The 24,620-nt window shown below is 66.1% G+C and carries 20 protein-coding genes; 14 read left to right on the forward strand and 6 right to left on the reverse strand.

From position 1 onward, the window contains the following. Positions 1 to 18 precede the first annotated feature (18 nt). The 12 genes from QWY79_RS12365 (at position 19) to QWY79_RS12420 (ending at position 15,596) form a co-directional block, all read left to right on the forward strand. Entirely contained in the window at positions 19 to 1,140 is a 1,122-nt protein-coding gene (locus QWY79_RS12365) for an N-acetylglucosamine-6-phosphate deacetylase (protein WP_290273150.1), read from the forward strand. Beyond that, positions 1,133 to 2,143 carry an SIS domain-containing protein gene (locus QWY79_RS12370; protein WP_290273453.1) on the forward strand — a complete coding sequence of 337 codons (1,011 nt, stop codon included), beginning with the start codon at positions 1,133 to 1,135 and terminating at the stop codon, positions 2,141 to 2,143. The genes QWY79_RS12365 and QWY79_RS12370 overlap by 8 nt, the downstream gene beginning before the upstream one ends. A 57-nt stretch (positions 2,144 to 2,200) precedes the next feature. Continuing rightward, positions 2,201 to 4,768, forward strand: coding sequence for a phosphoenolpyruvate--protein phosphotransferase (gene ptsP, locus QWY79_RS12375; protein WP_290273152.1), 2,568 nt, complete (start codon positions 2,201 to 2,203; stop codon positions 4,766 to 4,768). After that, positions 4,765 to 6,471 carry an N-acetylglucosamine-specific PTS transporter subunit IIBC gene (gene nagE / locus QWY79_RS12380; RefSeq protein WP_290273154.1) on the forward strand — a complete coding sequence of 569 codons (1,707 nt, stop codon included), beginning with the start codon at positions 4,765 to 4,767 and terminating at the stop codon, positions 6,469 to 6,471. Before ptsP ends, nagE begins: the two co-directional genes overlap by 4 nt. 92 nt (positions 6,472 to 6,563) lie before the next feature. Continuing rightward, a complete protein-coding gene (locus QWY79_RS12385) occupies positions 6,564 to 7,361 on the forward strand; it encodes an HAD family hydrolase (RefSeq protein ID WP_290273156.1) in 798 nt (265 codons plus the stop codon). Between the two features lie 124 nt (positions 7,362 to 7,485). Next, positions 7,486 to 8,214 (forward strand): response regulator, encoded by a 729-nt coding sequence (locus tag QWY79_RS12390; RefSeq protein ID WP_290273157.1) that lies wholly within the window; start codon positions 7,486 to 7,488, stop codon positions 8,212 to 8,214. Further along, the gene (locus QWY79_RS12395) at positions 8,211 to 9,695 is read left to right on the forward strand and encodes a sensor histidine kinase (protein WP_435389790.1); all 1,485 of its coding nucleotides are present in this window, start codon (positions 8,211 to 8,213) and stop codon (positions 9,693 to 9,695) included. The genes QWY79_RS12390 and QWY79_RS12395 overlap by 4 nt, the downstream gene beginning before the upstream one ends. Before the next feature lie 105 nt (positions 9,696 to 9,800). Then, a complete protein-coding gene (locus QWY79_RS12400; protein ID WP_290273159.1) occupies positions 9,801 to 11,039 on the forward strand; it encodes an AGE family epimerase/isomerase in 1,239 nt (412 codons plus the stop codon). Between the two features lie 302 nt (positions 11,040 to 11,341). Continuing rightward, entirely contained in the window at positions 11,342 to 12,619 is a 1,278-nt protein-coding gene (locus QWY79_RS12405; protein WP_290273161.1) for an ABC transporter substrate-binding protein, read from the forward strand. Positions 12,620 to 12,675: 56 nt separating this feature from the next. Then, on the forward strand, positions 12,676 to 13,584 hold the full coding sequence (locus QWY79_RS12410; protein ID WP_290273162.1) for a carbohydrate ABC transporter permease: 909 nt from the start codon (positions 12,676 to 12,678) through the stop codon (positions 13,582 to 13,584). Further along, on the forward strand, positions 13,577 to 14,455 hold the full coding sequence (locus QWY79_RS12415) for a carbohydrate ABC transporter permease (RefSeq protein ID WP_290273164.1): 879 nt from the start codon (positions 13,577 to 13,579) through the stop codon (positions 14,453 to 14,455). The genes QWY79_RS12410 and QWY79_RS12415 overlap by 8 nt, the downstream gene beginning before the upstream one ends. A 19-nt stretch (positions 14,456 to 14,474) precedes the next feature. After that, positions 14,475 to 15,596, forward strand: a complete 1,122-nt coding sequence (locus QWY79_RS12420; protein ID WP_290273166.1) for an ABC transporter ATP-binding protein — start codon at positions 14,475 to 14,477, stop codon at positions 15,594 to 15,596. 27 nt (positions 15,597 to 15,623) lie between these two features. On the opposite strand, the gene QWY79_RS12425 is transcribed toward QWY79_RS12420, so the two are convergent. The 5 genes from QWY79_RS12425 to QWY79_RS12445 form a co-directional block, all read right to left on the reverse strand. Further along, on the reverse strand, positions 15,624 to 16,682 hold the full coding sequence (locus QWY79_RS12425; RefSeq protein WP_290273168.1) for a TIGR01620 family protein: 1,059 nt from the start codon (positions 16,680 to 16,682) through the stop codon (positions 15,624 to 15,626). Continuing rightward, positions 16,679 to 18,070, reverse strand: coding sequence for a YcjX family GTP-binding protein (locus QWY79_RS12430; protein WP_290273171.1), 1,392 nt, complete (start codon positions 18,068 to 18,070; stop codon positions 16,679 to 16,681). The genes QWY79_RS12425 and QWY79_RS12430 overlap by 4 nt, the downstream gene beginning before the upstream one ends. Before the next feature lie 24 nt (positions 18,071 to 18,094). Beyond that, the gene (locus tag QWY79_RS12435; RefSeq protein WP_290273173.1) at positions 18,095 to 19,264 is read right to left on the reverse strand and encodes an MFS transporter; all 1,170 of its coding nucleotides are present in this window, start codon (positions 19,262 to 19,264) and stop codon (positions 18,095 to 18,097) included. Continuing rightward, positions 19,255 to 20,280, reverse strand: coding sequence for a GlxA family transcriptional regulator (locus QWY79_RS12440; protein WP_290273175.1), 1,026 nt, complete (start codon positions 20,278 to 20,280; stop codon positions 19,255 to 19,257). Before QWY79_RS12440 ends, QWY79_RS12435 begins: the two co-directional genes overlap by 10 nt. A gap of 158 nt (positions 20,281 to 20,438) precedes the next feature. After that, positions 20,439 to 22,034 carry a solute:sodium symporter family transporter gene (locus QWY79_RS12445; RefSeq protein ID WP_290273177.1) on the reverse strand — a complete coding sequence of 532 codons (1,596 nt, stop codon included), beginning with the start codon at positions 22,032 to 22,034 and terminating at the stop codon, positions 20,439 to 20,441. A gap of 222 nt (positions 22,035 to 22,256) precedes the next feature. Here QWY79_RS12445 and QWY79_RS12450 point away from each other — a divergent pair, with 222 nt between their 5' ends. Together QWY79_RS12450 and QWY79_RS12455 are read left to right on the forward strand one after the other, a co-directional pair. Then, complete coding sequence (locus QWY79_RS12450) at positions 22,257 to 22,799, forward strand: DUF924 family protein (protein WP_290273179.1); 543 nt, start codon at positions 22,257 to 22,259, stop codon at positions 22,797 to 22,799. Between the two features lie 50 nt (positions 22,800 to 22,849). Next, positions 22,850 to 23,092 (forward strand): GlsB/YeaQ/YmgE family stress response membrane protein, encoded by a 243-nt coding sequence (locus tag QWY79_RS12455; RefSeq protein ID WP_290273180.1) that lies wholly within the window; start codon positions 22,850 to 22,852, stop codon positions 23,090 to 23,092. Between the two features lie 88 nt (positions 23,093 to 23,180). Here QWY79_RS12455 and gabT read toward each other — a convergent pair whose 3' ends face one another. Further along, entirely contained in the window at positions 23,181 to 24,455 is a 1,275-nt protein-coding gene (gabT, locus tag QWY79_RS12460) for a 4-aminobutyrate--2-oxoglutarate transaminase (protein WP_290273182.1), read from the reverse strand. Positions 24,456 to 24,620: the final 165 nt, after the last annotated feature.

The raw sequence follows: 24,620 nt of genomic DNA on the forward strand, positions 1-24,620 counted from the left end.
GACACTTCAGGAGACAGCATGCGTTACGGCAATATTCTGACCCCCGAGGGCTGGCGACTCGGCGAACTGCACTGGCAGGACGGCCGCATCAGCCGAATCGACGGCGAAGCGGTCGATCCGCAGCACAACGATCTGCCGCGCCTGCTGCCCGGATTCATCGACCTGCACGTGCATGGTGGAGGCGGTGCGGATGTCATGCAGGGGGGCACGGCGCTGGCAACGGTGGCCGCCACCCATGTGCGTTTCGGCACCACCAGCCTGCTGGCGACCACCATGACCGCGGGCGATGACGAGACGCGTCGCGTGCTGGGAGATATTGCCCGTTACCTGGCGTCGCCGGATGAGCGCGCCAGTCGCGTCCTGGGCGTGCACCTCGAGGGGCCCTATATCAACCCGGGCAAGCTGGGGGCGCAACCGCCACATGCGCGCCCCGGTGTCATCCAGGAAATCGAGGCGTTGCGCGAGCTGGCGCCGATCGAGCTGCTGACACTGGCCCCGGAATTGGCCGGCCATCTGACCCTGATCGAGCAGCTCAGCGAGCGCGGTGTGCGCGTCCAGCTCGGCCATACCCTGGGCAGTTACGAGGAAGGCGTGGCGGCGCTGGAGCACGGCGCCTGCGGCTTCACGCATCTGTTCAATGCCATGTCCGGGCTGCATCACCGTGCCCCCGGCATGGTCGGCGCGGCCATGGCGCATGCCGAGTACGCCGAGCTGATCCCCGACCTCCTGCATGTGCATCCCGGTGCCATGCGCGCTGCCTTGCGCTGTATCCCCCATCTGTATGCCGTGACCGACTCCACCGCGGCGGCGGGCATGCCGGATGGCGAGTATCGCCTGGGCGAACATGCGGTGACCAAGTGCCTGGGTGGTGTCCGACTGGCCGACGGCACTCTGGCCGGCAGCACCCTGACCATGGATCAGGCGCTGCGCAACCTGGTGGGGCTCGGCCTGACCCTGGCCGAGGCATCCGACCGGCTGTCGCGCTTCCCCGCGGAATTTCTGGGTCGCCATGATCTTGGGCGCCTGGAGGCCGGGGCGCATGCCGACCTGGTCGAACTGGATAGCCGCCTGAACCTGTTGAACGTCCATGTCGGCGGCCGACTCGTCGTCCAAGGAGAATCCCGTGTCACTGATGCTTGAAGAAACCCGCAATGCCCCGCAACGCATTCACGGCCAGTTGTCGCGCAACGCCGAGATGCTGGCCGCGCTGGGTGCCCGGCTGCGTGAGCAACCGCCACTGGCGGGCATGACGGTGGCCCGCGGCAGCTCGGACCATGCCGCGGCGTACTTCGCCTACCTGTGCATGAAGCGCCTGGGCATGCCGGTGGCTTCGTTGCCGCCTTCGCTGTCGACCCTGTCGCATGCCCCCTGGCGCGTCGCGGGCCAGCTGGCGATTGCCATCTCGCAATCGGGTCAGAGCCCGGACCTGGTGGCGGCTCAGCAGGCCCTGTCGCGGGGTGGTGCGCAGACGCTGGCGCTGGTCAATACCCCACAGTCGCCGCTGGGGCAGGCCAGCGATGCCGAGGTGGCGTTGTTTGCCGGCGAAGAGCGCAGCGTGGCGGCCACCAAGAGTTATCTGGCGACGCTTTCCGCGGCGGCTCAGTTGCTGGCCTGCTGGACCCGGGATTCGTCCTTGCTGTCGGGGCTCGATGCCTTGCCGGATCGGCTCGAGCAGGCGGTGGAGCAGGACTGGGGAGCGGCGGTCGAAGCCCTCGTCGATGCCGACCGCCTGATGGTGATCGGCCGCGGCTCAGGCCTGGCGGTAGCCCAGGAGGCGGCGCTCAAGTTCAAGGAAACCTGTGGCATCCAGGCCGAGCCGTTCAGTGGTGCCGAGGTGCGACATGGGCCCATGGCGCTGATCGAGGATGGCTATCCGGTGCTGGTGTTCGCTCCGCCCGGAGCGGAGCAGGCCGGGCTACTCGAGCTGGCCGACTGGCTCGGCGAGGCGGGTGCCCGGGTGCTGCTGGCCGCCGATGAATCGGTGGCCCGGCGTCACCTGACCCTGACCGATGCCGGCCACGACGACCTGCAACCCCTGGCGGTGATCCAGAGCTTCTATCGCATGGTGGCGGAGCTCGCCGATGCCAGGGGCAGTGATCCCGACAAGCCGCGGCATCTACGCAAGGTCACGCGCACCCTCTAACCCGGGTTTGGCCACACAGAATTCTGCACCTACAAAAACAATCCACTGGAGTCGATCATGTCTGCCTGTCCACTATCGCTGGTGGCACCCGCTACCGGCATCACGATGCGTTTTGGCGACGTACCGGACCCCGTGTTCGCGGGTGGCGAGCTGGGGCAGGGGGTTGCCCTGGATCCCCTGGAAGCCAGCCTGTATGCCCCCTGCGACGGGGAGGTCGTGCAGTGCGCCAGAACAGGGCATGCCCTGAGCCTGCGCACCGAGCAGGGCATTGAAGTATTGCTGCACCTGGGGCTGGATACCGTCGAGCTGCAGGGCGAGGGGATCGAGCTGCTGGTCGAGGTCGGTCAGTGGGTCAAGGCCGGCGACGAGCTGTGCCGTTTCGATCCCGAGTTGCTGGCCGAGCGGGCTCGCTCACTGATCACGCCACTGGTGGTGACCGATGCTGCCGGCTGGCAACTGGAGCATGTCGTCGATACCGCGAGCGGGCGAGTCGAGCGCGGAGAGCCGCTGATGCGCCTGGTCGCAGTGGAGTCGAGCGAGGCCGCCGACCTGGCCGAACCCATGGGGGCCTGGCGAGAACGCACTATCAGCCTGGCACTCGAGAACGGCCTGCATGCTCGGCCCGCCGCTCGATTGCGGGCCATCGTTCAGCGTCATGCGGTCGAGATGCGCCTCCTCTATGCCGCTGCCGAGGCCAATGCCACCAGTGTCAGTGCCTTGATGAACCTGGGGCTCAGCGCGGGCAGTCGGGTCGTGCTGCAGGCGCGGGGCGAGGCCGCCGAGGCCGCACTGGATAGCGTGGTGTTGTTGCTGACGACGCCCGAAGGCGTGCAGCCGGTGGCAGACGTCGCGGCGCCATCGGTGCCGAGCGCTGAGGTCGATGAAGGCGAGATCGCCGGCCTTGTCGCCAGCCCCGGCTTGGCAATCGGCAAACCGGTGGTGCTGAGTCTGCCATTACCCGAAGTGCCCTACGACGGGCGTGGCGAGGCGCTGGAGCGTGAGGCGCTCGAGGGCGCACTGCAACGGGTCGGAGAAACGCTCGAGAGTGCTCGCGAGCAGGCCGTGCAGCGCGGACGCAACACGGAAGCAGAGATCATCGAGGCCCATCTGGCCTGGCTCGAGGATCCGGGGCTGAGCGACGCGGCCAGGGCGCGTATCGAGGCCGGGCGTGGCGGTGGTCAGGCCTGGCGCGAGGCGCTGGACGAAGAGGCCGAGCGCCTGCGCGCCACCGGCAATGCCCTGCTGGCCGGCCGGGTGGCCGATCTGCACGACCTGCAGCGCCACGTCATGGCGGAGTTTGCCGAGAGCGACGCTGCGCCGGCATTCGATCTGTCGGAGGGGACCATCCTGCTGGCCGATGACCTGTCACCCTCGCAGTTCGTCGATCTGCTCGAATACGCGCCGGCGGGCCTGTGTCTCAAGGGCGGCGGCGTGACGTCTCACGTGGCGATCCTGGCCCGGTCGCGCGGCATCCCTTGCCTGGTGGCGATGGGGGATGCGCTCGACGGGGTGAAAGGCGAACCGGCTGTACTCGATGCCCACGCCGGGCGGCTCGAGACGGCGCCCGATGAAACTCGCCTGGCGACCGTGCGTCGGATGCTGGCGGACGAGGCCGAACGTCGGGCGGCCGAGCGTGCCGAAGCCACGGCACCGGCGGTGACACGCGACGGCCGCTCGATCGAGGTCGCGGCCAACATCGGTAACAGCGACGAGGCGTATCTGGCCGCAGAGTCGGGCGCCGATGGCATTGGCCTGATGCGCAGCGAGTTCCTGTTCCTGGGCCGCGACAGCGCACCGGACGAGGCCGAGCAGCGTCGTGAATACCAGACCAGTTTGGCGGCGCTCGGCGGCAAGCCGGTGATCATTCGGACCCTGGATATCGGCGCCGACAAGCAGCTTGCCTATCTGCGCCTGCCCGAGGTACCCAATCCGGCGCTCGGGGTGCGCGGCGTCCGGTTGTGGCACGACCAGCCGCAATTGCTGGATACCCAACTGCGTGCCCTGCTGGGGGTCGAGCCCTTGTCGGCCCTGCACATCATGCTGCCGATGGTCAGCGAAGCCGGAGAAGTGGCCTGGGTACGCGAGCGCCTGGAGACGCTTGCGACCCAACTGGGGGTGGTCGAGCGGCCGCGCCTGGGGGCCATGGTCGAGGTTCCCAGCGCCGCCCTGTGTGCGGCGAGCCTGGCAGAAACGGCGGATTTTCTGTCCATCGGCACCAACGACCTGACGCAATATGCCCTGGCCATGGACCGTGAGGACCCGCATCTGGCGGGTCGTGCCGACGTCCTGCACCCCGGGGTGTTGCGCCTGATCAAGGCCACCCTGGAGGGCGCCGCCGGCCGCTGCCCGGTAGGTGTATGCGGCGCGGCCGCGGGCGATCCACTGGCCGCCGCCTTGCTGGTGGCGATGGGCGTCGATGAATTGTCCGTCGAACCGGCCCGGGTCGCCGCCGTCAAGGCCGGGATTCGCCGGCTCGATGCGGCCTCCCTGGCGCGTGAAGTGCCGGCACTGCTGGCCATGCCCAATGCCGAGAGCGTGCGCCGGCGGCTCGCCGAGCGACACTCGGATGCCGCCACAGCAACCTCAGATAGCACAACAACAATCTCCGAGAGGACTTCATCATGATGCGTGAAGCGGGTTCCCGTCTCATGGCCGGGCTGCAGTTGCTCGGCCGCTCCCTCATGCTGCCCATCGCGGTGTTGCCGGTGGCCGGTCTGCTGCTGCGCCTGGGTCAGCCCGACCTGCTGGATATCGGCTTCGTGGCGGCCGCCGGCCAGTCGATCTTCGATCATCTCGCCCTGATCTTCGCCATCGGCGTGGCGCTGGGGTTCTCCGATGACGGCAACGGCGCGGCCGGACTGGCCGGGGTGGTCGGTTATCTGGTGCTGGATGCCGTGCTCACGACCCTCAATCCCGATATCAATATGGGGGTGCTGGCCGGGGTGATCATCGGCTCGGTCGCGGGGCTACTCTATAACCGCTACAAGGCCATCCAGTTGCCCGAGTATCTGGCCTTCTTCGGCGGACGACGCTTCGTGCCCATTGCCACGGGGCTCTCGGCGGTGGCGCTGGGTATCGTCTTCGGCTGGCTGTGGCCGACGGTTCAGGCCGGTATCGACGGGCTGGGGCACTGGATGATCGAGGCCGGCGCCCTCGGCAAGTTCGTCTATGGAACGATCAATCGACTCTTGATCGTGACCGGGCTGCACCATGTGCTGAACAGTTTCGTGTGGTTCGTGTTCGGCAGCTTCGATGGCGCGACCGGTGACCTGAATCGCTTCTTCGCCGGTGACCCCAGCGCCGGGGGCTTCATGGCCGGCTTCTTTCCGGTGATGATGTTCGGCCTGCCGGCGGCGGCCCTGGCCATGTATCACGCCGCCGCACGCGATCGGCGTGCCCAGGTCGGCGGCCTGCTGATGTCGCTGGCGCTGACCGCCTTCCTGACCGGGGTGACCGAGCCCATCGAGTTCACCTTCATGTTCCTGGCGCCGTTGCTGTATGTGTTCCATGCGGTGATGACCGGCCTGTCCATGGCGCTGATGCAACTGCTCGACGTGAAGCTCGGCTTCACCTTCTCGGCCGGTGCCTTCGACTATGCGCTGTCCTATGGCCTGTCCACCAATGGCTGGCTGATGCTGCCCGTGGGACTGGCCATGTTCGTGATCTACTACACCAGCTTCCGCTGGACGATTAAGCGCTTCGATCTGCCCACGCCCGGTCGCGATGAGCCCGTTGCCGCACAGCACGATGCCCCACAGGGCGCAGCGGGTGAGCGCGGTCCGGCCTTCGTGGCCGCCCTGGGCGGGGCGCAGAACCTGCAGCGTATCGGGGCCTGCACCACCCGGCTGCGCCTGGTGCTGAGCGATGCCGACGCCGTCGACGAGCCGGCCCTCAAGGCACTGGGGTCGAGGGGCGTGATGCGCCTCGGCGGCGGTGGCCTGCAGGTCATCCTCGGCCCGATCGCCGATAGCGTGGCCGACGAGATCCGTGCCGCTGCGGCCGAGGCCGGCGTCGAGCCGTCGGTGCCGGAGGTCGCTACGGAGCATCGGCCGGCGGAGGCAAGCGCCCAGGCAGTGCTGCCCGACGAACAGGTCGTCGCCTGGCTGGCCGCGCTCGGCGGACGTGACAATCTGCGTGACCTTGCCGCCCGGGCCGGCACCCGACTGCGTGTCGAACTGCATGACGAGGCAAGCCTCGACACGTCAGCGCTGAAGGCACTGGGGTGCCTGGGCTCCATGTCCGTCGGTGAGCGTACCTGGCATCTGGTGGTGGGGCCGCAAGCCGCGACCATCGCGGCGTCGCTGTCGTCTCCGCAAGCCGGTCGGTGAGCCGCCGTCGGCGCATGCGTGTCTTCCCGTCCGGGGCATGTCCCCGGGCGGCCTGCTAGACTGGCGGCTCATTCAATCCGTGAGGACACCGCATGTCGCCCCATCTGATCGTGACGGATCTCGACGGCACCCTGCTGGGTGCCGACCACGCCCTGGCCGGGGTGACAATCGACACCTTTCGCACGCTCGCCGCGCGGGGGCATCGGATCGTGCTGGCTTCGGGGCGGCACTATCGCGACATCCTGGCGTTTCGCGATCAGTTGGGGATCGAGGCGCACATCATCAGTACCAACGGGGCCTATACCCATGCACCGGACGACGCCCTGCTGGACGCCCGTCCCCTGCCGGCAGCGCTGACACGCGCGCTGATTCGCCTGCCGCGCGCGGACAGGGTGCGGCTCAATCTGTATCACGGGGATGAGTGGCTGATCGATGCGGCGGCGCCCGAGTTGCTGGCCCTGCATGCGCATACGGGATTCGGCTATCGTGTCGCCGACCTTAACGCCCTGGACGGGGAGGGAGTCGGCAAGGTGCTGTATATCGGGGAGCCGGAGGCCCTCGGTGTCCTCGAGGGCGAGATACGCCGGCTTGCCGGTGAGTCGCTGCATATTACCTATTCGCTGGAGAACTCTCTCGAGATCATGGCGACCGGGGTCAACAAGGGCACGGCCCTGAATGCCCTGCTGGCGCAGCTGGACATCCCGGTAGAGCGCTGCCTGGCCTTCGGCGACAATCTCAACGACATCGAGATGCTCGAGCTGGCCGGCGAAGCCCATGTGTTGGCCAATGCCCATCCGGCCCTGATGGACGCCGTGCCCGATGCCATGCGGATCGGTTCCCACGACCAGGCTGCTGTGGCCCGTCATCTGATGGAACGCTTTGCCCTGTGAATCCGGGGCAGGGTGCCACCTTGGTGGTATCGTCAGCGTCCTGTCGCACGCCTAGAGTAGGTGGCATGACCCTCGGCCAGGATGGGACGACTTCCCTGCAGATGCAGACGGGTGACAGCCACTCATGACGACCCCCGCCACCACACTCTTCGTGGTCGATGACGACCCGGAGATTCGCGAACTGCTCGCCGACTACCTGACCCGGCACGGTTATCGTGCCCGGGTGGCCGAGGACGCTGCCGCCCTGCGTGCATTGCTTGCCGACGAGCAGCCGGATCTGCTGATCGTCGATCTCATGCTTCCCGGCGATGACGGCTTTGCCATTTGCCGCGAAGTCCGGCGGGACAGTGATGTTCCCCTGATCATGCTGACCGCCAGCCCCGACGAGACCGACCGGATCCTCGGCCTGGAGCTGGGGGCCGATGATTATGTCGCCAAGCCCTTCAATCCGCGTGAGCTGCTCGCCAGGGTCAAGGCGGTGCTGCGTCGCTGCCGGCCGCGTGATGGGGAGGCCGGCGGCTCGGGCATGACGCGCATCGTGGCGTTCGGTGGCTGGCAACTGGATCGTGTCACCCGCGAGCTGATCGACAGGGAAGGGCAGCGCAGTGCGCTTTCCGGCGCCGATTTCGCCTTGTTGCAGGTCTTCCTTGAGCATGCCGAGCAGGTGCTCTCGCGGGATGCCCTGTTCGACCTGACTCGAGGCCGACCGGCACCACCCCTGGACCGCTCCATCGATGTGCATGTCTGCCGCTTGCGTCAGCGGCTTGGCGAGGATGCCCAGCATTCGTCGTTGATCCGCACGGTGCGTGGCATGGGCTATGTGCTGGCCACGCGGGTGGATCCCGTCGCGTGAGTCACCCCGGCTGGCGAGGTTGGCGTCGCTCCCTGGCACGTCTGCTGCCGGCCTCGTTGCGCGGGCGTTTTCTGCTGATCATGGTCGTCGGGGTGCTCGGAGCACAATTGGCCAGTTATGCCATCTGGACGACCCAGGCGCGGGACGCCCAACTGGAGCGACTCGACGAGACGTCGAACAATATCGCCTACAGCGTGGCCTCCACGGTGCGCTTCTTTCGCTCCCTGCCGTATGACTATCGTCATATCGTGCTCGACCAGCTGCGCGACATGGGCGGCACGCGCTTCTTCGTCAGCGTCAACGACCACCGGATTCCGGTGGAGGATATCGGCGACGGGCCGGGCAAGGCGCTGGTCGTCGATACCTTCGGTGCGGTGCTGAACAGGGAGCTGGGCATATCCAATGCGGTCGTCGAGTTCTCCGATCCGGCGACACTGCGCCTGCTCGACAACGAGGTGCTGCTGCAGGACATGCCGCCACGCTGGGGACAACACAGCCTGATGAGTTCCGCCATCGCGCAACCCATCCTGGTCATCCAGCTGCCGATGGAACGCGAGCAGTGGCTCTACGTCGCCACTCTGCTGCCCATGTCGGACATCGTGCGGGACGGCAACTGGCTGTCCGGCGACCGCCTGTTCGTGGCGCTGGTGGTGCTGCTGACGGTCATCGGCCTGTCGTGGCTGGGCATTCGCAGTGCGACGCGCACGCTGGCCAGGCTGGCCCGCGCCGCACGCCGTCTGGGCCATGATCTGGACAGCCCGCCGATGAGCGAGGGTGGCCCCCAGGAAGTGGCCGCGACCGCCGTCGCCTTCAATCGCATGCAGCAGCGTATTCAGCACCAGGTGGAAGAACGCGAGCGGCTCTTCTCGGCCATTTCCCATGATCTCAAGACGCCCATCACCCGATTGCGTCTGCGCGCCGAGATGCTCGAGGATCCGACGCTGCGCGAGCGTTTCACCCACTCCCTGGATGAGCTGGATCAACTGGTCAGGGGCGCCCTCGACTCGGTCAAGGGCCTGGACATGCACGAGGACGTCGAGATGATTGAGCCGCGGCGGTTACTCGAGGAACTGGCCGAGGAGCTGGCCCTGCAGGGCGGCGACATCGACATCGCCGGTCACGGCGAACCGATCGCGGTCAAGCCGCTGGCGTTCAAACGCTGCCTGGCCAATCTGCTGGAAAATGCGGTCTTCTATGGCCAGCGAGCGGAGGTCCAGCTGGAGGACGCCGACGACGTTTTGAGGGTGGTGATCCGTGATCATGGCCCCGGCATCGCGGCGGACGAGCATGACAGAGTCTTCGCGCCCTTCGTGCGCCTGGAGCCATCGCGCAGCCGGCATACCGGGGGCAGCGGACTGGGGCTGGGCATCGCCCGGCACATCATCCAGGCCCATGGCGGGCAACTGATGCTGAACAACCATGCCCGCGAAGGGCTGGTGGTCACCCTGACGCTGCCGCGGGGCGATGACGCCGTCGTGTAACACTTTGCAATATCAGGAAAGATGGCGACATCGCCGCGGCGTCTTACAGTGGTTCAGGCAAGCATCACCCCGGTTCTGAGCCACCATCTGGAGGGAGCTAGTCTCGTGAACATCTTCGATCCCGACTTTCTCGATGCCCATGTACGCCACACCATGGCGTTCTATCATCCCCGCGCCATCGATCCCCAGGGAGGCTTCTTTCACTACCTGCGCGATGATGGCGAGATCCTGGATCGCCGGCATCGGCACCTGGTGTCCAGCGCTCGCTACGTCGTGATCCATGCCCGTTATGCACGACACACCGGCGAGGCGGAGTATCGCCACTGGGCACGACACGGGCTGGATTTTCTGGAGGAGCGTCATTTTCAGCCCGACTATCAGGGCTATGCCTGGACCCTGTGGGACAGTGCCGTGGAGGATGACACCAACCACTGTTACGGACTTGCCTTCGTGCTGCTGGCCTATGCCGAGGCGCTCAAGGCCGATGTGCCGGGCGCCCGGCCCGGGCTGCAGGCAACCCATGCCATGCTGCAGCGACGTTTCTGGGAGGCGTCGCATGGGCGCTTCGCCGATGAGGCGGATCGCCACTGGCGGCTCGATGGATACCGCGGCCAGAACGCCAACATGCATGCCTGCGAGGCTCTGATCTCGGCCTACGAGGCGACCGGAGAGGGGCACTTCGTGGATCAGGCCATGACCATCGCGCGGGCCATCGTCGCGGCCAATCGCGATCAGCAAAATGGCTGGATATGGGAGCACTATGACGCCGACTGGCAGCGTGATCTGGAGTACAACCGTGACGATCCCAGCCATCTGTTTCGCCCCTGGGGCTATCAGGTGGGGCATCAGACCGAGTGGGCCAAGTTGCTACTGATGCTCGAACGCCATCGGCCGGAAGACTGGTTGCTGCCCACCGCCGAACGGCTTTTCCAGAGCAGTGTCAGCGCGGGCTGGCATCCCGAGACCGGCGGGCTGGTATACGGGCTCGACCTGGACGGCCGGATCAGTGATCCCGACAAGTATTTCTGGGTGCAGGCCGAGAGCTTCGCGGCGGCGGCCATGCTGGGCCAACGCACCGGCCGGGAGCTTTACCGGGACTGGTATCGGCGACTCTGGGCGTTCAGCTGGCAGCACATGATCGACCATGAGCATGGTGCCTGGTACCGCGTGCTGGATGCCGACAATCGCCGCTATTCCGACGTCAAGAGTCCGGCGGGCAAGGTCGACTATCACACCATGGGGGCTTGTCAGGATGCCATAGCAGCCTTGACGGCAGGACCCTACACCCAGGGGCGCCGGGGACAAGCCGAAGAGGAGGTCCGGCGCCACGAAAGGCGTCGGTAGCGTACAGGGAGGTATTCACAGCGCCTCCTCGCAGGCTTGTCGACGGATCAGCCCCGGGCCGGTACCCCATGTCTGCCATGGCTTGGGCCCTGAAGACGCGAAATGATGTTAATCGAGCGCAGCAATCAATCAGCGCTTCCCCTAGCCTGGCCGAATATTTCAGACGTGTAATAGTCCGGCAACACTATTCAGTACTTGGTAATCCCCCGGGACGGAGGAGTGCGTTAGCGTGTCATGAGCCGCCCCTGGCGGCGTATCTCGATGATGAAGACGATAATCACAACACTTCAGGAGACGTCATCATGCGCGCACTCACGACTCTTCCCTTGTTTCGCAAGTCAATGCTCGGACTGGCCATGGCAGGCGCCCTGGGCGCCGCCGGGCAGACTCAGGCCGGCGAAGTGGAGGTACTGCACTGGTGGACTTCGGGCGGGGAGGCCAAGGCGGTCGGCACGCTGCGCGACCTGCTCGAGGCCGAAGGGCACGAATGGAAGGACTTCGCCGTGGCCGGAGGCGCCGGTGACAGCGCCATGACGGTGCTCAAGTCGCGTGCCATGTCCGGCAATCCGCCGGCGGCGGCGCAGATCAACGGGCCGGAAATTCAGGAATGGGGCGAGCTGGGTCTGCTCGGCAATCTCGACAGCGTGGCCGAGGAGGGCAACTGGGAAGAGCTGCTGCCCGGGGTGGTGTCCGACATGATGCGCCACGACGGTCACTACGTGGCGGTGCCGGTCAACGTGCACCGGGTCAACTGGCTGTGGGCCAATCCCGAGGTGCTGGACGATGCCGGCGTCGAGATGCCGACCACCTGGGATGAGCTTTTCGCCGCCGGCGAGACCCTGCGCGAGGCGGGGTACGTGCCGCTGGCCCATGGCGGCCAGCCCTGGCAGGACGCCACCACCTTCGAAAGTGTCGTGCTGAGCCTCGGTGGCAGTGACTTCTATCGTCAGGTCTTCGTCGAACTGGATGAGCAGGCCCTGCAGAGCGACACCATGATCGAGGCATTGACGACCTTCAAGCGCCTGCGCGAGCTGATGGACGAGGGCATGCCGGGCCGCGACTGGAACTTGGCCACCAGCATGGTCATCGAGGGCGAGGCGGCCATGCAGATCATGGGCGATTGGGCCAAGGGCGAGTTCACAGCGGCCGACATGCAGGCCGGCGAGGACTATCTGTGTGCGGCGGTGCCGGGTACCGACGAGGCTTTCACCTTCAATACCGACAGCTTTGCCATGTTCCAGCTTGACGATGACGAGGCGCGCGAGGCGCAGAAGACGCTGGCTCGCCTGATTCTCGAGCCGGAGTTCCAGCAGACCTTCAATCAGATCAAGGGCTCCATCCCGGCGCGTCCCGATCTCGACATGAGCGGTTTCGACAGCTGTGCCAAGCGTTCCATGCAAGACTTCCAGGCGGCACGCGACGCCGACACCCTGGTGCCCAGCATGGCCCACCGCATGGCCATGCGCAGTGATGTGCAGGGTGCCTTCTTCGATATCATCACCAATTACTTCAACTCGAGCGACATGACCGCCGAGGCCGCCGCACAACGGCTGGTCAAGGCCGCCGAACTGGCCATGTGATGTCGCATGGCGCCCGGTTTCCCGGGCGCCATTTTCCTCGAGCCTGAGGTGGTCTCATGAAATCTGCTTCTCCGTCCTCGGCCGCCAGCATGTCGGGTCGACTGCAGGCCTGGTTGCCCAAGCTGGTGCTGGCGCCGTCCGTGGTGATCTCGCTGTGTTTCGTCTATGGCTTCATGCTGTGGACCTTCATTCTTTCCCTGACCAGTTCACGCATGCTGCCCAGTTACGACTTCGTCGGCTTCACGCAGTATGCGCGCCTGATGAACAACGAACGCTGGTGGGTGGCGGCCACCAACTTGGGTGTTTTCGGTGGGCTCTTCGTGAGCTGCTGCCTGATGCTGGGGGCCGGGTTGGCCATACTGCTCGATCAGCGTATCCGCCGCGAAGGGGTGCTGCGCACCCTGTATCTGTACCCCATGGCGCTGTCGTTCATCGTCACCGGGGTGGTGTGGAAATGGCTGCTCAATCCCGGCCTCGGCATCCAGGCCATGGTACGCGGCTGGGGCTTCGAGTCCTTCACCTTCGACTGGCTGGTCGATCCGGACATGGCCGTCTACACCCTGGTGATCGCCGCGGTATGGCAGGCTTCCGGCTTCGTCATGGCGCTCTTCCTGGCGGGGCTGCGCGGCATCGATGACAGCATCCTCAAGGCCGCCCAGCTGGATGGGGCCAGCCTGCCGCGGGTCTACTGGCGGGTCGTGATGCCCTGCCTGCGGCCGGTGGTGTTCAGCGCCGTGATGATCCTCTCGCACATTGCCATCAAGAGCTTCGATCTGGTGGTGGCGTTGACCGGCGGTGGGCCGGGCTATTCCTCCGACCTGCCGGCGACCTTCATGTACGCGCATGCGTTCACACGGGCGCAGATCGGCATGGGCTCGGCCAGTGCCATCCTCATGCTGGGCGGTGTGCTGGCCATTCTGGTGCCTTACCTCTATTCGGAACTGAGGAGCCGTCGCCATGGATAACGTGATTCGCTCCAGAGCCCCGATGGCGCGATTCTGGCGCCTGTTGCTGCATGTCACGCTGCTGCTGGCGGCGTTGTGGTATCTATTGCCGCTGGTCGTGATGCTGCTGACCTCCGTCAAGCCGTTGGAGGAAATTGCCGCCGGCAGTCTGCTGGCACTGCCGGAAAACCCGACCCTCGACCCCTGGTTGAAGGCCTGGGGCTCGGCCTGTACCGGCATGCGTTGCGACGGGGTCAGCGGCTATTTCTGGAACTCCTTCGCCATCGTCATTCCCGCGGTGATCATTGCCACCCTGATCGGAGCGCTCAACGGCTATGCCCTGACCAAGTGGCGCTTCAAGGGGGCCGAGCTGGTCTTCGCCATGATGCTGTTCGGTTGCTTCATCCCCTTTCAGGTCATTCTGCTGCCCATGGCACAGACACTGGGCTGGCTGGGACTGTCGAGCTCACGAGCCGGCCTGATATTCGTGCACGTGGTATTCGGGATTGCCTTTACCACGTTGTTCTTTCGCAACTTCTACGTATCGATTCCCGATGAGCTGGTGTCGGCGGCCAAGCTGGATGGCGCCGGCTTCTTTCGCATCTTCTGGCGGATCCTGTTGCCGGTGTCCAAGCCGATCATCGTGGTCTCGGTGATCTGGCAGTTCACCCAGATCTGGAATGACTTTCTGTTCGGCGTGGCCTTTTCCGGCCATGACACCCAGCCGGTCACGGTGGCGCTCAACAACCTGGTCAATACCTCCACCGGGGTGAAGGAATACAACGTCGACATGGCCGCCGCCATGATCGCGGCGCTGCCGACCCTGCTGGTCTATGTGCTGGCCGGCAAGTATTTCGTCCGGGGGCTCACCGCCGGTTCGGTAAAAGGATAACAACGCGAGGTAATTCGCCATGTCAGCTCTGGAAATCGACAATGTCTGCAAGGATTTCGGTACGACCCGGGTGCTCGAGGAGGTCAGCCTGGCCATCGACTCCGGCGAGTTCCTGATCCTGGTGGGCCCCTCGGGGTGCGGCAAGTCGACCCTGATGAATGCCATCGCCGGCCTGGAGCCGGTCACCTCGGGACGCATCCTGGTGGGCGGCGAGGATATCACCTGGCGCACGCCGGCCGAGCGCGATATCGCCATGGTCTTTCAGTCCTATGCGCTGTATCCCAGCATGAGCGTGCGCGGCAATATCGCCTTCGGCCTCGAGATGCGCAAGGTGCCCAGGGCCGAGCGCGAGGCCGCCGTGCAGCGCGTCGCCGACCTGCTGCAGATCTCGCACCTGCTGGATCGCAAGCCGGCACAGCTCTCCGGCGGGCAGCGCCAGCGGGTGGCCATGGGCCGCGCCCTGGCGCGCGAGCCGCAGATCTATCTGTTCGATGAACCGCTGTCCAACCTGGATGCCAAGCTGCGTGTCGAGATGCGCACCGAGATCAAGAAGCTCCACCAGCGGCTGGGCACCACCATCGTCTATGTGACCCACGATCAGATCGAGGCCATGACGCTGGCCGATAGCATTGCCGTGATGCGCGATGGCCGGATCCTGCAGCTCGGCACGCCGGATGAGGTCTACAACAACCCGGTCGACAAGTATGTCGCCGGCTTCATGGGCTCCCCCTCGATGAATTTCATCGACGCGACCCTGCAAGGGCAGGCCGGAGCCTATCGGCTGCATGTCACCACCGACGGCGAGCAAGAGCTCGTCCTGCCCTGGCCGGCGGGGCGCGAGACCTCGGCGCTGGCCGAGCATGTCGGCGGCACGCTCACTCTCGGGCTGCGCCCGGAGCATTTCGCCGAGGAGGACGCGCGTCTGGGCGATCGGGCCGAGGGCACGCCGCTGTCGGCCAGGGTCAGTGTGGTGGAGCCCACCGGGGCCGATATCCTCCTGCAGTTGCCGCTGGGCGATGGCGAGGTCACGGCCCGGGTCGGCCCCGATTGTCGGGTGCGTCCGGGCGAGCGGCTGGACCTGCGGGTCGACATGCGGCGCGGGGTGCTCTTCGCCGCCGACAGTGATACCCGACTGGCCTGATGAGAAACGGAATCGAGCGAGCCAGGGTCACTCGCGAGGGCTTGCGCCCTTGTCGTCGATCCGGCGCAACTGTTGCCAGAGTTCGCGGCGCAGGTCATTGAGGCGAGGCCGCTCGGCGTCCGCGAAGGTCAGCGGTCGGGTCAGCTGCTGGGTGCGCAGTCCCAGGCGGGCGCCCAGCAGGCCGACGCCCAGTCCCTGGGCGGCCCGGGTGGAAAGCCGGCCGGCGAGATCCATGGAAAGCATCTGCATGCCGGCATCGCTTGCCAGTTCGGTGGCGCCGGCAAAGGCCATCTGCCGGAAGACATCGCGCAGCAGTCTGACGCGGGCCGCATAGCCGAGCTCGAGCCCGTAGAGGCGGCACAAGCGGTCGATCATCGCCAGGTGGCGCCAGGCCACCAGTCCCATGTCCACCAGCGTCAGCGGGCTGACCGCGACCATGATGGCGGTTTCGCCGTTCATGCGCGAAATCAGCCGGCGCGCCTCGCGATCGCGCGGGCCCAGCAGGTGGTGAGCCAGCAGCGGCGCCAGGTCATTGCCATCATGGTGGGGCTGGCGGGCCTCGAGGAAGGCCTGCCAGTGCGGGTGGTCGTCATGCAGCTCGAGCTGGGTCTTGAGGCGTCGGGCCAGCGCCATGGCCTGCTGGGGCGAGCACTCGGGCAGCTCGGCGAGTGCCTCGCGCAGGCGATGGTGCCGGCCGAGCCGGCGCAGCCGCCAGAGTTCGCGCAGGATGGCCAGGCCGCCGAGGCCGATGACACCCAGGCCGAGCAGTTGCCAGCCGGCGCTCAGCCAGTCGCCGCCGGTCAGGCTGGTGGGCAGGCCGCTGACCAGCTCTGCGGCTCCCAGCGCCATCGTGCCGGCCATCACCCCGAGCAATCCCCAGCGTCGCTTGCGCGGTCGCCCCAGGGCGGCGGCAGGGTCCGCCCGAGTGGTGGGCTCCGTGGTCTCGGTCGGCGTCAGCGCCCGGCTCGATACCTCGCCGGAAAAGTGATGGGCCGGCTGTGGATCGGCATCGCGCAGTGGCGTGTCGGTCGTGAAGCGCATGCCGGGGCGCGGGTCCTCCGGATTGTGGCGAGGGGCATCGTTCATGTCAGCTTGTCTCCGATCAGCCAGTCTAGCGCGGCGTCCATGCGGATGTGCGGCAGCGGGCCGGGCTCTCTCGGCAAGGGGCGAAAGCCCGTGAAGTCGAAACCCTGTCGCGCCCAGAATTCGGCATCCGGCAGGCGGTTCGGGACCTCGCCGGGGAAGGTCAGCACGGATTCGCCGGCCAGGTCGGTGCCGCGCAGGGCCGGCATGCTGCGCCCCTGCTGGGTGACCTCGCGCACCTCGGTGGCGCGCACCGAGGCCAGCGACAGCGCCTTGACGGGCACATTGGCATAGCGCAGGTCCTTGAGGGGCTCTTCCAGCAGCGCCTCGAGCAGGGCAACCAGTCGGGTGTGCTGTTCGGGCGTGACATGGTCGGCCTTGGTGGCGGCAATCGCCAGTCGGTCGATGCGCGGCGTGAACAGGCGCGACAGCAGGCTGCGCTGACCGTAGTCGAAGCTCTGCATCAGTCGCGACAGCGCGCGGGACAGGTCCTCGAAGCGCTCCGGCCCGGCATTCAGGGCGCCCAGCACGTCGATCAGCACGATCTGGCGATCGAAGCGCCGGAAATGATCGCGATAGAAGGGGCGCACGATGTGCTGCTGGTAATAGCTGAAGCGCCGCTTGAGGGTGGCGTAGAGGCTATTCTCGGGCAGGGCGGCAAGCGCCTCGGCACTCCACTGCGCCAGACCCGGCAACGGAAAGAACTGCAGCACCGGGGCGCCGGAGAGATCGCCCGGGAGCAGGAAGCGTCCCGGTTGCAGGTCGGAGAAGCCGGCCTCGCGGGCGCCGCGCAGCCCCTCGGCATAGCGTTCGGCGAGCTCGGCCAGTTGCGCCTCGTCCACCTCGCTGTCGGGAGCAAGCTCGCTGACGGCATTCTGCCAGTCGGCGAACAGGGCCTGGCGTTGCGGCCCGTTTGCCTCGCACTGTGAACGGCTCCAGCCGATGAAGTCGTGCTCCAGCAGGGGCAGGTCGAGCAGCCATTCTCCCGGGTAATCGAACAGGTCCAGCGTGAGTTCGGCCGTGCTGCCGCGCCACCAGCTGGCACTGGCCCGACGGTAGCGGATTTTCAGGCGCAGCTCGCTGATGCCACGGGTCGGCGAGGGCCATTGGGGTGGCTCCCCGGCGAGGGACTGCATGGCCTGATCGTAGGGAAAACGCGGCACGCCCAGGTCCTGCTGGGAAACGCGCTGCGCCCCCAGCAGGCGTTGCTCGCGGGCGGCACTCAGCAGGTCGAGGCGAGCCTCCAGGCCGGCATGGCGAAGCTGGTCGACCAGTGACGTCAGAAAGGCCGTCTTGCCGGCGCGCGAGAGCCCCGTGACCGCCAGGCGCAGCTGGCGGTCGCGGCCGCGTTCGAGGAGGTCGTGCAGGTCGCGAGTCAAATCCTGGGGCATTCAAGGGTCCGTTTGATGTCCGAATCACCCCCTAATCTGTGGGCGCTGGCCGCGGAAGGCAAGCCCGAACAGCAAGATGGGCAAGCCACACAGCGGGATCACGGCCAGGTTGAGGAGCGACCAGCCGAGCGTGGAAGCCGCGGGTCCGGCGAACAGGGCGGTGAGGGCGACGGTGCTGAACACGAGGAACTCGTTGGCGGCCTGGGTGCGCGCCTTCTCGGCCGCCGTGTGGGCTTCGGTGAGCAGGCCGGTGGCCGGCAGGAAGGTGAAGTTCCAGCCCAGGCCCAGCAGTATCAAGCCGCCGTGGAATCCCGCCAGACCGAGTTCCCACTGCGCCACCAGGGCGCTGGCGATCAGCAGCAGACAACCGGCCATGATCATGCGCGAGCTGCCGAAATGCGCGGTGAGCCGCCCGGTCACGAAGGACGGCAGGAACATGGCGACCACATGCCACTGGATGGTGGCGGCCACATGGTCGAATTCATGCCCGGCCGCCGCCATGGCCAGCGGGGTCGCCGTCATGGCCAGGTTCATGACGCCGTAACCGACCATGGCGCTGATGACCGCGATCAGGAACACTGGCTGGCGCATGATCTCGGTCAGCGGACGCTGCGGGCTGCCGTCCCGCCCCTGCTGTTCCGCCGGCATGCGCACGAAGCCGAGCAGCACCAGGGCGACGAGATACAGCACGCCGAGGCCGATGAAGCTGCCCAGGTAGGGGGTGGCGGCCAGATCATGACTGTGCCGGGCCAGCCAGGGGCCGCAGAAGGCCGCCACCACGCCGCCGCCCATGACCAGACCGATGGCGCGGTCACGCCCTCCCTCCGGCGCCGCCTCGACGGCGGCGAAGCGGTAGAGCTGACCGAAACCGATGCCGATGCCGATCATCCAGGTCGCCACCAGGAAGAGGCCGAAGCGTTGCGTATGCAGGGCGGCAATGGCCAGGCCGGTGCCGGCGATGCCGATCAGGTTGCCGAGCATGAAGCCGCGCCGGCGCCCCAGCCGTGCCATGATCAAGGAGGCCGGGATGGTGGCGCACATCAGCCCCAGCCATTGGGTCGCCACCGGCGCGGTGGACCAGCCGGGAGACGGTGCCAGCATGGCCCCGATCAAGGGAGACACGGCGATCAGCAGGATATTGCCGCTGACCAGCAGGGCCTGGCAGAGCGAGAGCAGGGAAACGGTCAGGGGCATGGGGCCTCCTCGGTAGGGCTGGTGTGGGGACGGGCGCCGAAGCGTTGGCGATAGACCGATGGCGAGACGCCATAGCGCCGGTGGAAGAGGCGCCGCAGTTGTTCGGCGTGGCCCAGGCGCCACCGGGCGGCCAGGCGTTCCAGCGATGGGGCAGGGCAGGCATCGAGCAGCTGCATGCGCGCGCCTTCCAGTCGCAGTCGGGTCAGATAGGCGCCTGGCGTGGTATCCAGATGCCGCCGGAAGAGTCGCGACAGGTGGCGCGGCGTGACCGACATCTGGGTCGCCATGCTGTCGAGATCATGATCGGCGGCGGGGTCGGCGTGCAGCCGGTCGAGCAGGTCGCGCAAGGGGCCGGTCGTGCGTTGCTGATGCAACAGCGCCTCGCTGAACTGGGCCTGGCCACCCGGGCGGTGCAGGAACATCACCAGTTCGCGGGCGACGCGACCCGCCAGGGCAGCGCCCTGGTCGGCTTCGACCAGCGACAGGGCGAGATCGATGCCCGCCGTCACCCCGGCGCTGGTATAGCGGCCGCGATCCTCGACGTAGAGGGCATCGGGCTCGACACGCACCCGCGGATGGGCCTGTGCCAGCGCTTCGGCGTGGCGCCAGTGGGTGGTGGCGCGATGGGCGTCGAGCAGCCCGGCCCGGGCCAGCAGGAAGGCACCCGTGCAGATGGCGCCGAGGCGCCGGACCTGCGGTGCCATCTCGCCCAGTTCGTCGAGGTGGTGCCCGGCTCGGTATTCTTCGAAGACCCCGCTGCCGCCGGCGATCAACAGGGTGTCCGGGGCGCCGAGGGAGGCCAGGCCTTGCCAGTCGAGGTCCGCCTGCATCACCAGGCCGCCATTGGTGACCAGGTTCCCGGGGGAGCGGGCGACCAGGTTGAGCGCGTAGAGTGGCCGGCCGGCGAGTGCGTTGGCGCTGGCGAACACCTGCCAGGGGCCGGCGATATCCAGCACCTGACAGTCGGGGTAGGCGAGCAGGGCGACACGACGTGCATGGGATGAGGGGGATGGCATCGGCGACTCCGGGGCTCAACGGCATGCTCTGGAGTCTGGCGGACGGCGCCGGTGTCTACAATGACCAATATCCCACCGAAAAGGACATGGTGATGCCCCCAACGACGACGCCCCGCTGGAGGGCGGGGCGTCGAGGTTGCCGTGGCAAGGTGGCGGCGTCAGCCGGCAAAGGCGGCATACATGATGACGACCAGGATCACCAGCACCATGCCCACGGGCACGGCGCCCTTCCAGGGCGTGAGGTCGACGGCGCCGCTGTCCTCGTGCGTCCAGGCCTCGGTACGCGGGCGCAGCTTGCCGATGATCAGCATGCCGATGACCAGCAGGACGAAGACGGACGCCACGAAGTGGAATTCGTGCATGATGGTCGGCAGCTTGTTGAAGGGCGGGATGAAGTAGCCGGCAAAGATCAGCAAACAGCCACCCACCAGGGCAATCTTGGCTGCCATGGCGGGCACGCGGCGGGTCAGCAGGCCGACCAGCACCACCGCCAGGATCGGGATGAAGTAGATGGCATTCATCTTCTGCAGGTAGCCGAACAGGCTTTCCTGGCCGGCCAGCAGCGGGGCGATGGTCATGGCGATGACGGCCATGATCCAGCCGAAGATCTTGCTGGCGCGCACCACCTGCGCCTCGCTGGCCTCCTTGTTGAGGATGCCCTTGTAGATACCCAGGCTGAACATGGTGGTGGTACTGTTCAGGGCCGAGTTGAAGGACGACAGGATGGCACCCACCATCACCGCGGCGAAGAAGCCGGTGAGATAGGGCGGCAGAACATTGAAGACCAGGTGGCCATAGGCTTCGTCGGCCTGGATGCCCTGATCGGCATAGAGGTGATAGGCGATGATGCCCGGCAGCACCAGGTAGATCGGCCCGAGCAGCTTGAAGAAGCCGGTCAGCAGTACGCCTTTCTGGCCTTCGGCCAGGCTCTTGGCGGCGAAGGTACGCTGGATGATCTGCTGGTTGGTCGTCCAGTAGAAGACGTTGATCAGGAAGACACCGGTGAACAGGGTGAAGAAGGGCACCTGCTGATCGTCACCGCCGATCGAATTGAACATCTCGGGTTGGCTGGATTTCAGCGTTTCCCAGCCGGCCATGACACCACTGCCGTCACTCACGGCCTGCAGGCCGAAGTAGACGATCACGAAGCCGCCGACCAGCAGGCCGATGCCGTTGAGGGTGTCGGAAACGGCAACGGTACGCAGCCCGCCGAACAGCGCGTAGAGGGAGCCGATCAGCCCGACCAGCCAGACCGTCAGCCACAGCAGCAGCGTGGGGGACTGAATGCCGGTCATGCCTTCCAGGTCCAGCATGCCCTGCAGGCCCATGGCCCCCGAATAGAGAATGATCGGCAGCAGGATCACGGCGTAGGCCAGCAGGAAGATGACATTGGTGATGCGCTGGGTGCCCTTGTCGAAGCGGATCTCCAGCAGCTCGGGTACCGTGGCGATACCGCTGCGCAGGAAGCGCGGCAGGAAGAACAGTGCCAGCAATACCAGCGCGATGACCGCCACGACCTCCCAGGCCATGACGCTCAATCCATCATTGAACGCCGATCCATTGAGCCCGACCATCTGCTCGGTGGACAGATTGGTCATCAGCAGTGAGCCGGCGATAAGCGGGAAGGTCAGGCTGCGTCCGGCCAGGAAGAGGCCGGTGGTGCTCTTGTGGTCGTCCCGCCGCGTGAGGCGCCAGGTCACAAAGGCCACCAGTCCCGTGAAGAACAGGAAGGATACGAGAGTCAGGGCATGCATGTCAGAAGATTCCGTAGATCGCGGGGTGTATTACCGTGTCGCACGCCATTTACGCTGAAAATTGTCGTAAATTTACGGCGACGTCGGGAGTTTAGGATGCTATGTATATTATGCCATACGCCTTTCGTCTAGCATTGTGTAGCCGACTTCAGGCGGATGATGAAGGCAGGCGCGGAACCCCGCATTCAAGGCAAGGCCGTTCGGCTGGCAGAGGAGGTTTGCATGGCAACATCACAGGAAGTCATCGGCTACTGGTTCGGGCACCTGGGCCCCGGTGACTGGTTTCGCAAGGACTCGGCGCTGGATGCCGATATTGCCGAGCGTTTTGCCGCTGTGCTGACCGCGGCGTCGCGCGGCGAGCTGTACGGCTGGCGAACCTCGGCCGAGGGGCGCCTGGCCGAGATCATCGTGCTGGACCAATTCTCGCGCAACATCCATCGCGATACCCCTCGGGCATTCGTCGCCGACCCGCTGGCGCTGATTCTCGCCCAGGAGGCGATCGACAGGGGGCTGGATCGCGCGCTCGACGTCTCGCGGCGGGCCTTTCTGTACATGCCCTTCATGCACAGCGAGTCGTTGTCCATCCACGACCGAGCGGTCGAACTCTTTGCCCAGCCGGGACTGGAAAATCAGCTCGGGTTCGAGCTGCGTCATCGCGAGATCATCGAGCGATTCGGGCGTTACCCGCATCGCAATGCCATCCTCGGGCGTGAATCGACCCCTGAGGAACAGGCCTTTCTCGAACAGCCGGGGTCTTCCTTCTGAGGCCGGTGACAGGCACCATCGGGGTATCATCAATCTGAGAGGAGAGTGGCATGGGTATCATTGCGTGGTTGATCATTGGTGGGCTGGCCGGATGGATTGCCGGCAATATCATGCGCGGTGGCGGCTTCGGCCTGCTGGGCAACATCGGCGTCGGCGTGGTCGGTGCCGTGGTCGGTGGCTTCCTGTTCAGCCTGCTGGGGCTGTCCTCCGGCGGCTTTATCGGTTCACTGGTCACGGCCGTCGTTGGCGCCGTGGTGCTGCTCTGGATCATCGCCAAGGTCAAGCAATCCTGACACGGCCTGCCCTTCATGCGCACAAAAAAGGCGTCGCTCGTTGAGCGACGCCTTTTTCTTGGCGGGTACGGTCAGGCGTGGCCTTGCCTCAGGTGAGCTCCTTGAGGCAACGCTCGATGATATCGAGCCCTTCTTCCAGTACCTCGTCCTGGATGGTCACCGGCATCAGGAAGCGGATGGTGTTGCCGTACATGCCGCATGACAGCAGGATCAGGCCGTTTTCGCGGGCCTTCTTGCACAGGGCGCCGGCCAGAGCGGCGTCCGGCGTGTGATTGGCCTTGTCCGAGACCATGTCGAAGGCGGCCATGGCTCCCATGTTGCGAGCGTTGTCGATGCAGTCGAAGGCGTTCTGCCAGGCCTCGAAGCGGCTGGCCAGCTTGTCGCCCAGGGCCTGGCTCTTGCCCAGGATGTTCTCTTCCTCGAAGACCTCGAGCACGGCCAGGGTGGCGGCGCAGGACACCGGGCTACCGGTATAGGTGCCGCCCAGGGAATTGCCGCCGGAGGCATCCATGACCTTGTCGGTGCCGACCACCGCGGAAATCGGCATGCCGTCGGCCATGCTCTTGGCCATGGTCATGATGTCCGGCTCGACGCCGCTGTGTTCGATGGCGAACAACTTGCCGGTCCGCCCGAAGCCGGACTGCACTTCATCGATGATCATCATGATGCCGTGCTCGTCGCAGATCTCGCGGATGGCTTCGAGGAAACTCGGCGGCGCGGGGTAGAAACCGCCTTCCCCGAGCACCGGTTCGAGCACGATGGCTGCGGTGTCATGAGGGTTGGCATCGGTCTTGAGCGCCATCTTCAGGCCACGCAGGGCTTCATCCTCGCTGACGCCGTGATAGGGCACCGGGAAGGGCGCGCGGAAGACGTTGCCGGGCATGCTGCCGAAATCGGTGGCATAGGGCGCGACCTTGCCGTTCATGGCCATGGTCATGAAGGTGCGGCCGTGATAGCCGCCATCGAAGCAGATGACGTTGTTCTTGCCGGTCGCCGCGCGTGCCACCTTGACGGCATTCTCCAGCGCCTCGGCACCGGAGTTGGCCAGCATGACCTTGGGATGGCCGCGCACCGGCGTGACCTGGCTGAGCTTTTCGGCGACCTTCACGTAGCCTTCATAGGGCATCACCGTCTGGCAGGTATGCATGACCTTGTCCAGCTGGTCCTTCACCGCCTGCACGACTTTCGGGTGGCGATGCCCGACGTTGAGCACGCCGATGCCGCCGGCAAAGTCGATGAAGCGATTGCCATCCGCGTCCCAGACTTCGGCGTTCTCCGCTCGCTCGGCGAATGCCGTGGCGGGGCTGGCGGCACCACTGGCGACATAGCGTTGCTTGAGTTCGTTGAGTTGGGCGTTGTTCATGGACATCTCCTGTAATCGGCAGAGTTCGACGGCGATGACAAGTCGCTGACACAGTCAAAGCCTAGCGCAAGGCGGCCTCGGATGCCGACCGCGGGTAGCGGCCGGAGCGGCTGTATGCTCCTGCATATCACCATGCCACAACTCCGGCCGGCCCGCATAACCCGG

The organism is Halomonas sabkhae (assembly GCF_030409265.1).
GTDB lineage: Bacteria > Pseudomonadota > Gammaproteobacteria > Pseudomonadales > Halomonadaceae > Halomonas > Halomonas halmophila.

What these genes read in the sequence shown, in the direction of transcription:
- QWY79_RS12365 (WP_290273150.1), top strand. Translation starts at nt 19, where the DNA reads ATGCGTTACGGCAATATTCTGACCCCCGAGGGCTGGCGACTCGGCGAA.
- QWY79_RS12430 (WP_290273171.1), bottom strand. Translation starts at nt 18,070, where the DNA reads ATGCCCCAGGATTTGACTCGCGACCTGCACGACCTCCTCGAACGCGGC.
- nagE (WP_290273154.1), top strand. Translation starts at nt 4,765, where the DNA reads ATGATGCGTGAAGCGGGTTCCCGTCTCATGGCCGGGCTGCAGTTGCTC.
- QWY79_RS12385 (WP_290273156.1), top strand. Translation starts at nt 6,564, where the DNA reads ATGTCGCCCCATCTGATCGTGACGGATCTCGACGGCACCCTGCTGGGT.
- QWY79_RS12405 (WP_290273161.1), top strand. Translation starts at nt 11,342, where the DNA reads ATGCGCGCACTCACGACTCTTCCCTTGTTTCGCAAGTCAATGCTCGGA.
- QWY79_RS12425 (WP_290273168.1), bottom strand. Translation starts at nt 16,682, where the DNA reads ATGAACGATGCCCCTCGCCACAATCCGGAGGACCCGCGCCCCGGCATG.
- QWY79_RS12440 (WP_290273175.1), bottom strand. Translation starts at nt 20,280, where the DNA reads ATGCCATCCCCCTCATCCCATGCACGTCGTGTCGCCCTGCTCGCCTAC.
- QWY79_RS12415 (WP_290273164.1), top strand. Translation starts at nt 13,577, where the DNA reads ATGGATAACGTGATTCGCTCCAGAGCCCCGATGGCGCGATTCTGGCGC.
- QWY79_RS12420 (WP_290273166.1), top strand. Translation starts at nt 14,475, where the DNA reads ATGTCAGCTCTGGAAATCGACAATGTCTGCAAGGATTTCGGTACGACC.
- ptsP (WP_290273152.1), top strand. Translation starts at nt 2,201, where the DNA reads ATGTCTGCCTGTCCACTATCGCTGGTGGCACCCGCTACCGGCATCACG.
- QWY79_RS12390 (WP_290273157.1), top strand. Translation starts at nt 7,486, where the DNA reads ATGACGACCCCCGCCACCACACTCTTCGTGGTCGATGACGACCCGGAG.
- QWY79_RS12370 (WP_290273453.1), top strand. Translation starts at nt 1,133, where the DNA reads ATGCTTGAAGAAACCCGCAATGCCCCGCAACGCATTCACGGCCAGTTG.
- gabT (WP_290273182.1), bottom strand. Translation starts at nt 24,455, where the DNA reads ATGAACAACGCCCAACTCAACGAACTCAAGCAACGCTATGTCGCCAGT.
- QWY79_RS12445 (WP_290273177.1), bottom strand. Translation starts at nt 22,034, where the DNA reads ATGCATGCCCTGACTCTCGTATCCTTCCTGTTCTTCACGGGACTGGTG.
- QWY79_RS12410 (WP_290273162.1), top strand. Translation starts at nt 12,676, where the DNA reads ATGAAATCTGCTTCTCCGTCCTCGGCCGCCAGCATGTCGGGTCGACTG.
- QWY79_RS12450 (WP_290273179.1), top strand. Translation starts at nt 22,257, where the DNA reads ATGGCAACATCACAGGAAGTCATCGGCTACTGGTTCGGGCACCTGGGC.
- QWY79_RS12435 (WP_290273173.1), bottom strand. Translation starts at nt 19,264, where the DNA reads ATGCCCCTGACCGTTTCCCTGCTCTCGCTCTGCCAGGCCCTGCTGGTC.
- QWY79_RS12455 (WP_290273180.1), top strand. Translation starts at nt 22,850, where the DNA reads ATGGGTATCATTGCGTGGTTGATCATTGGTGGGCTGGCCGGATGGATT.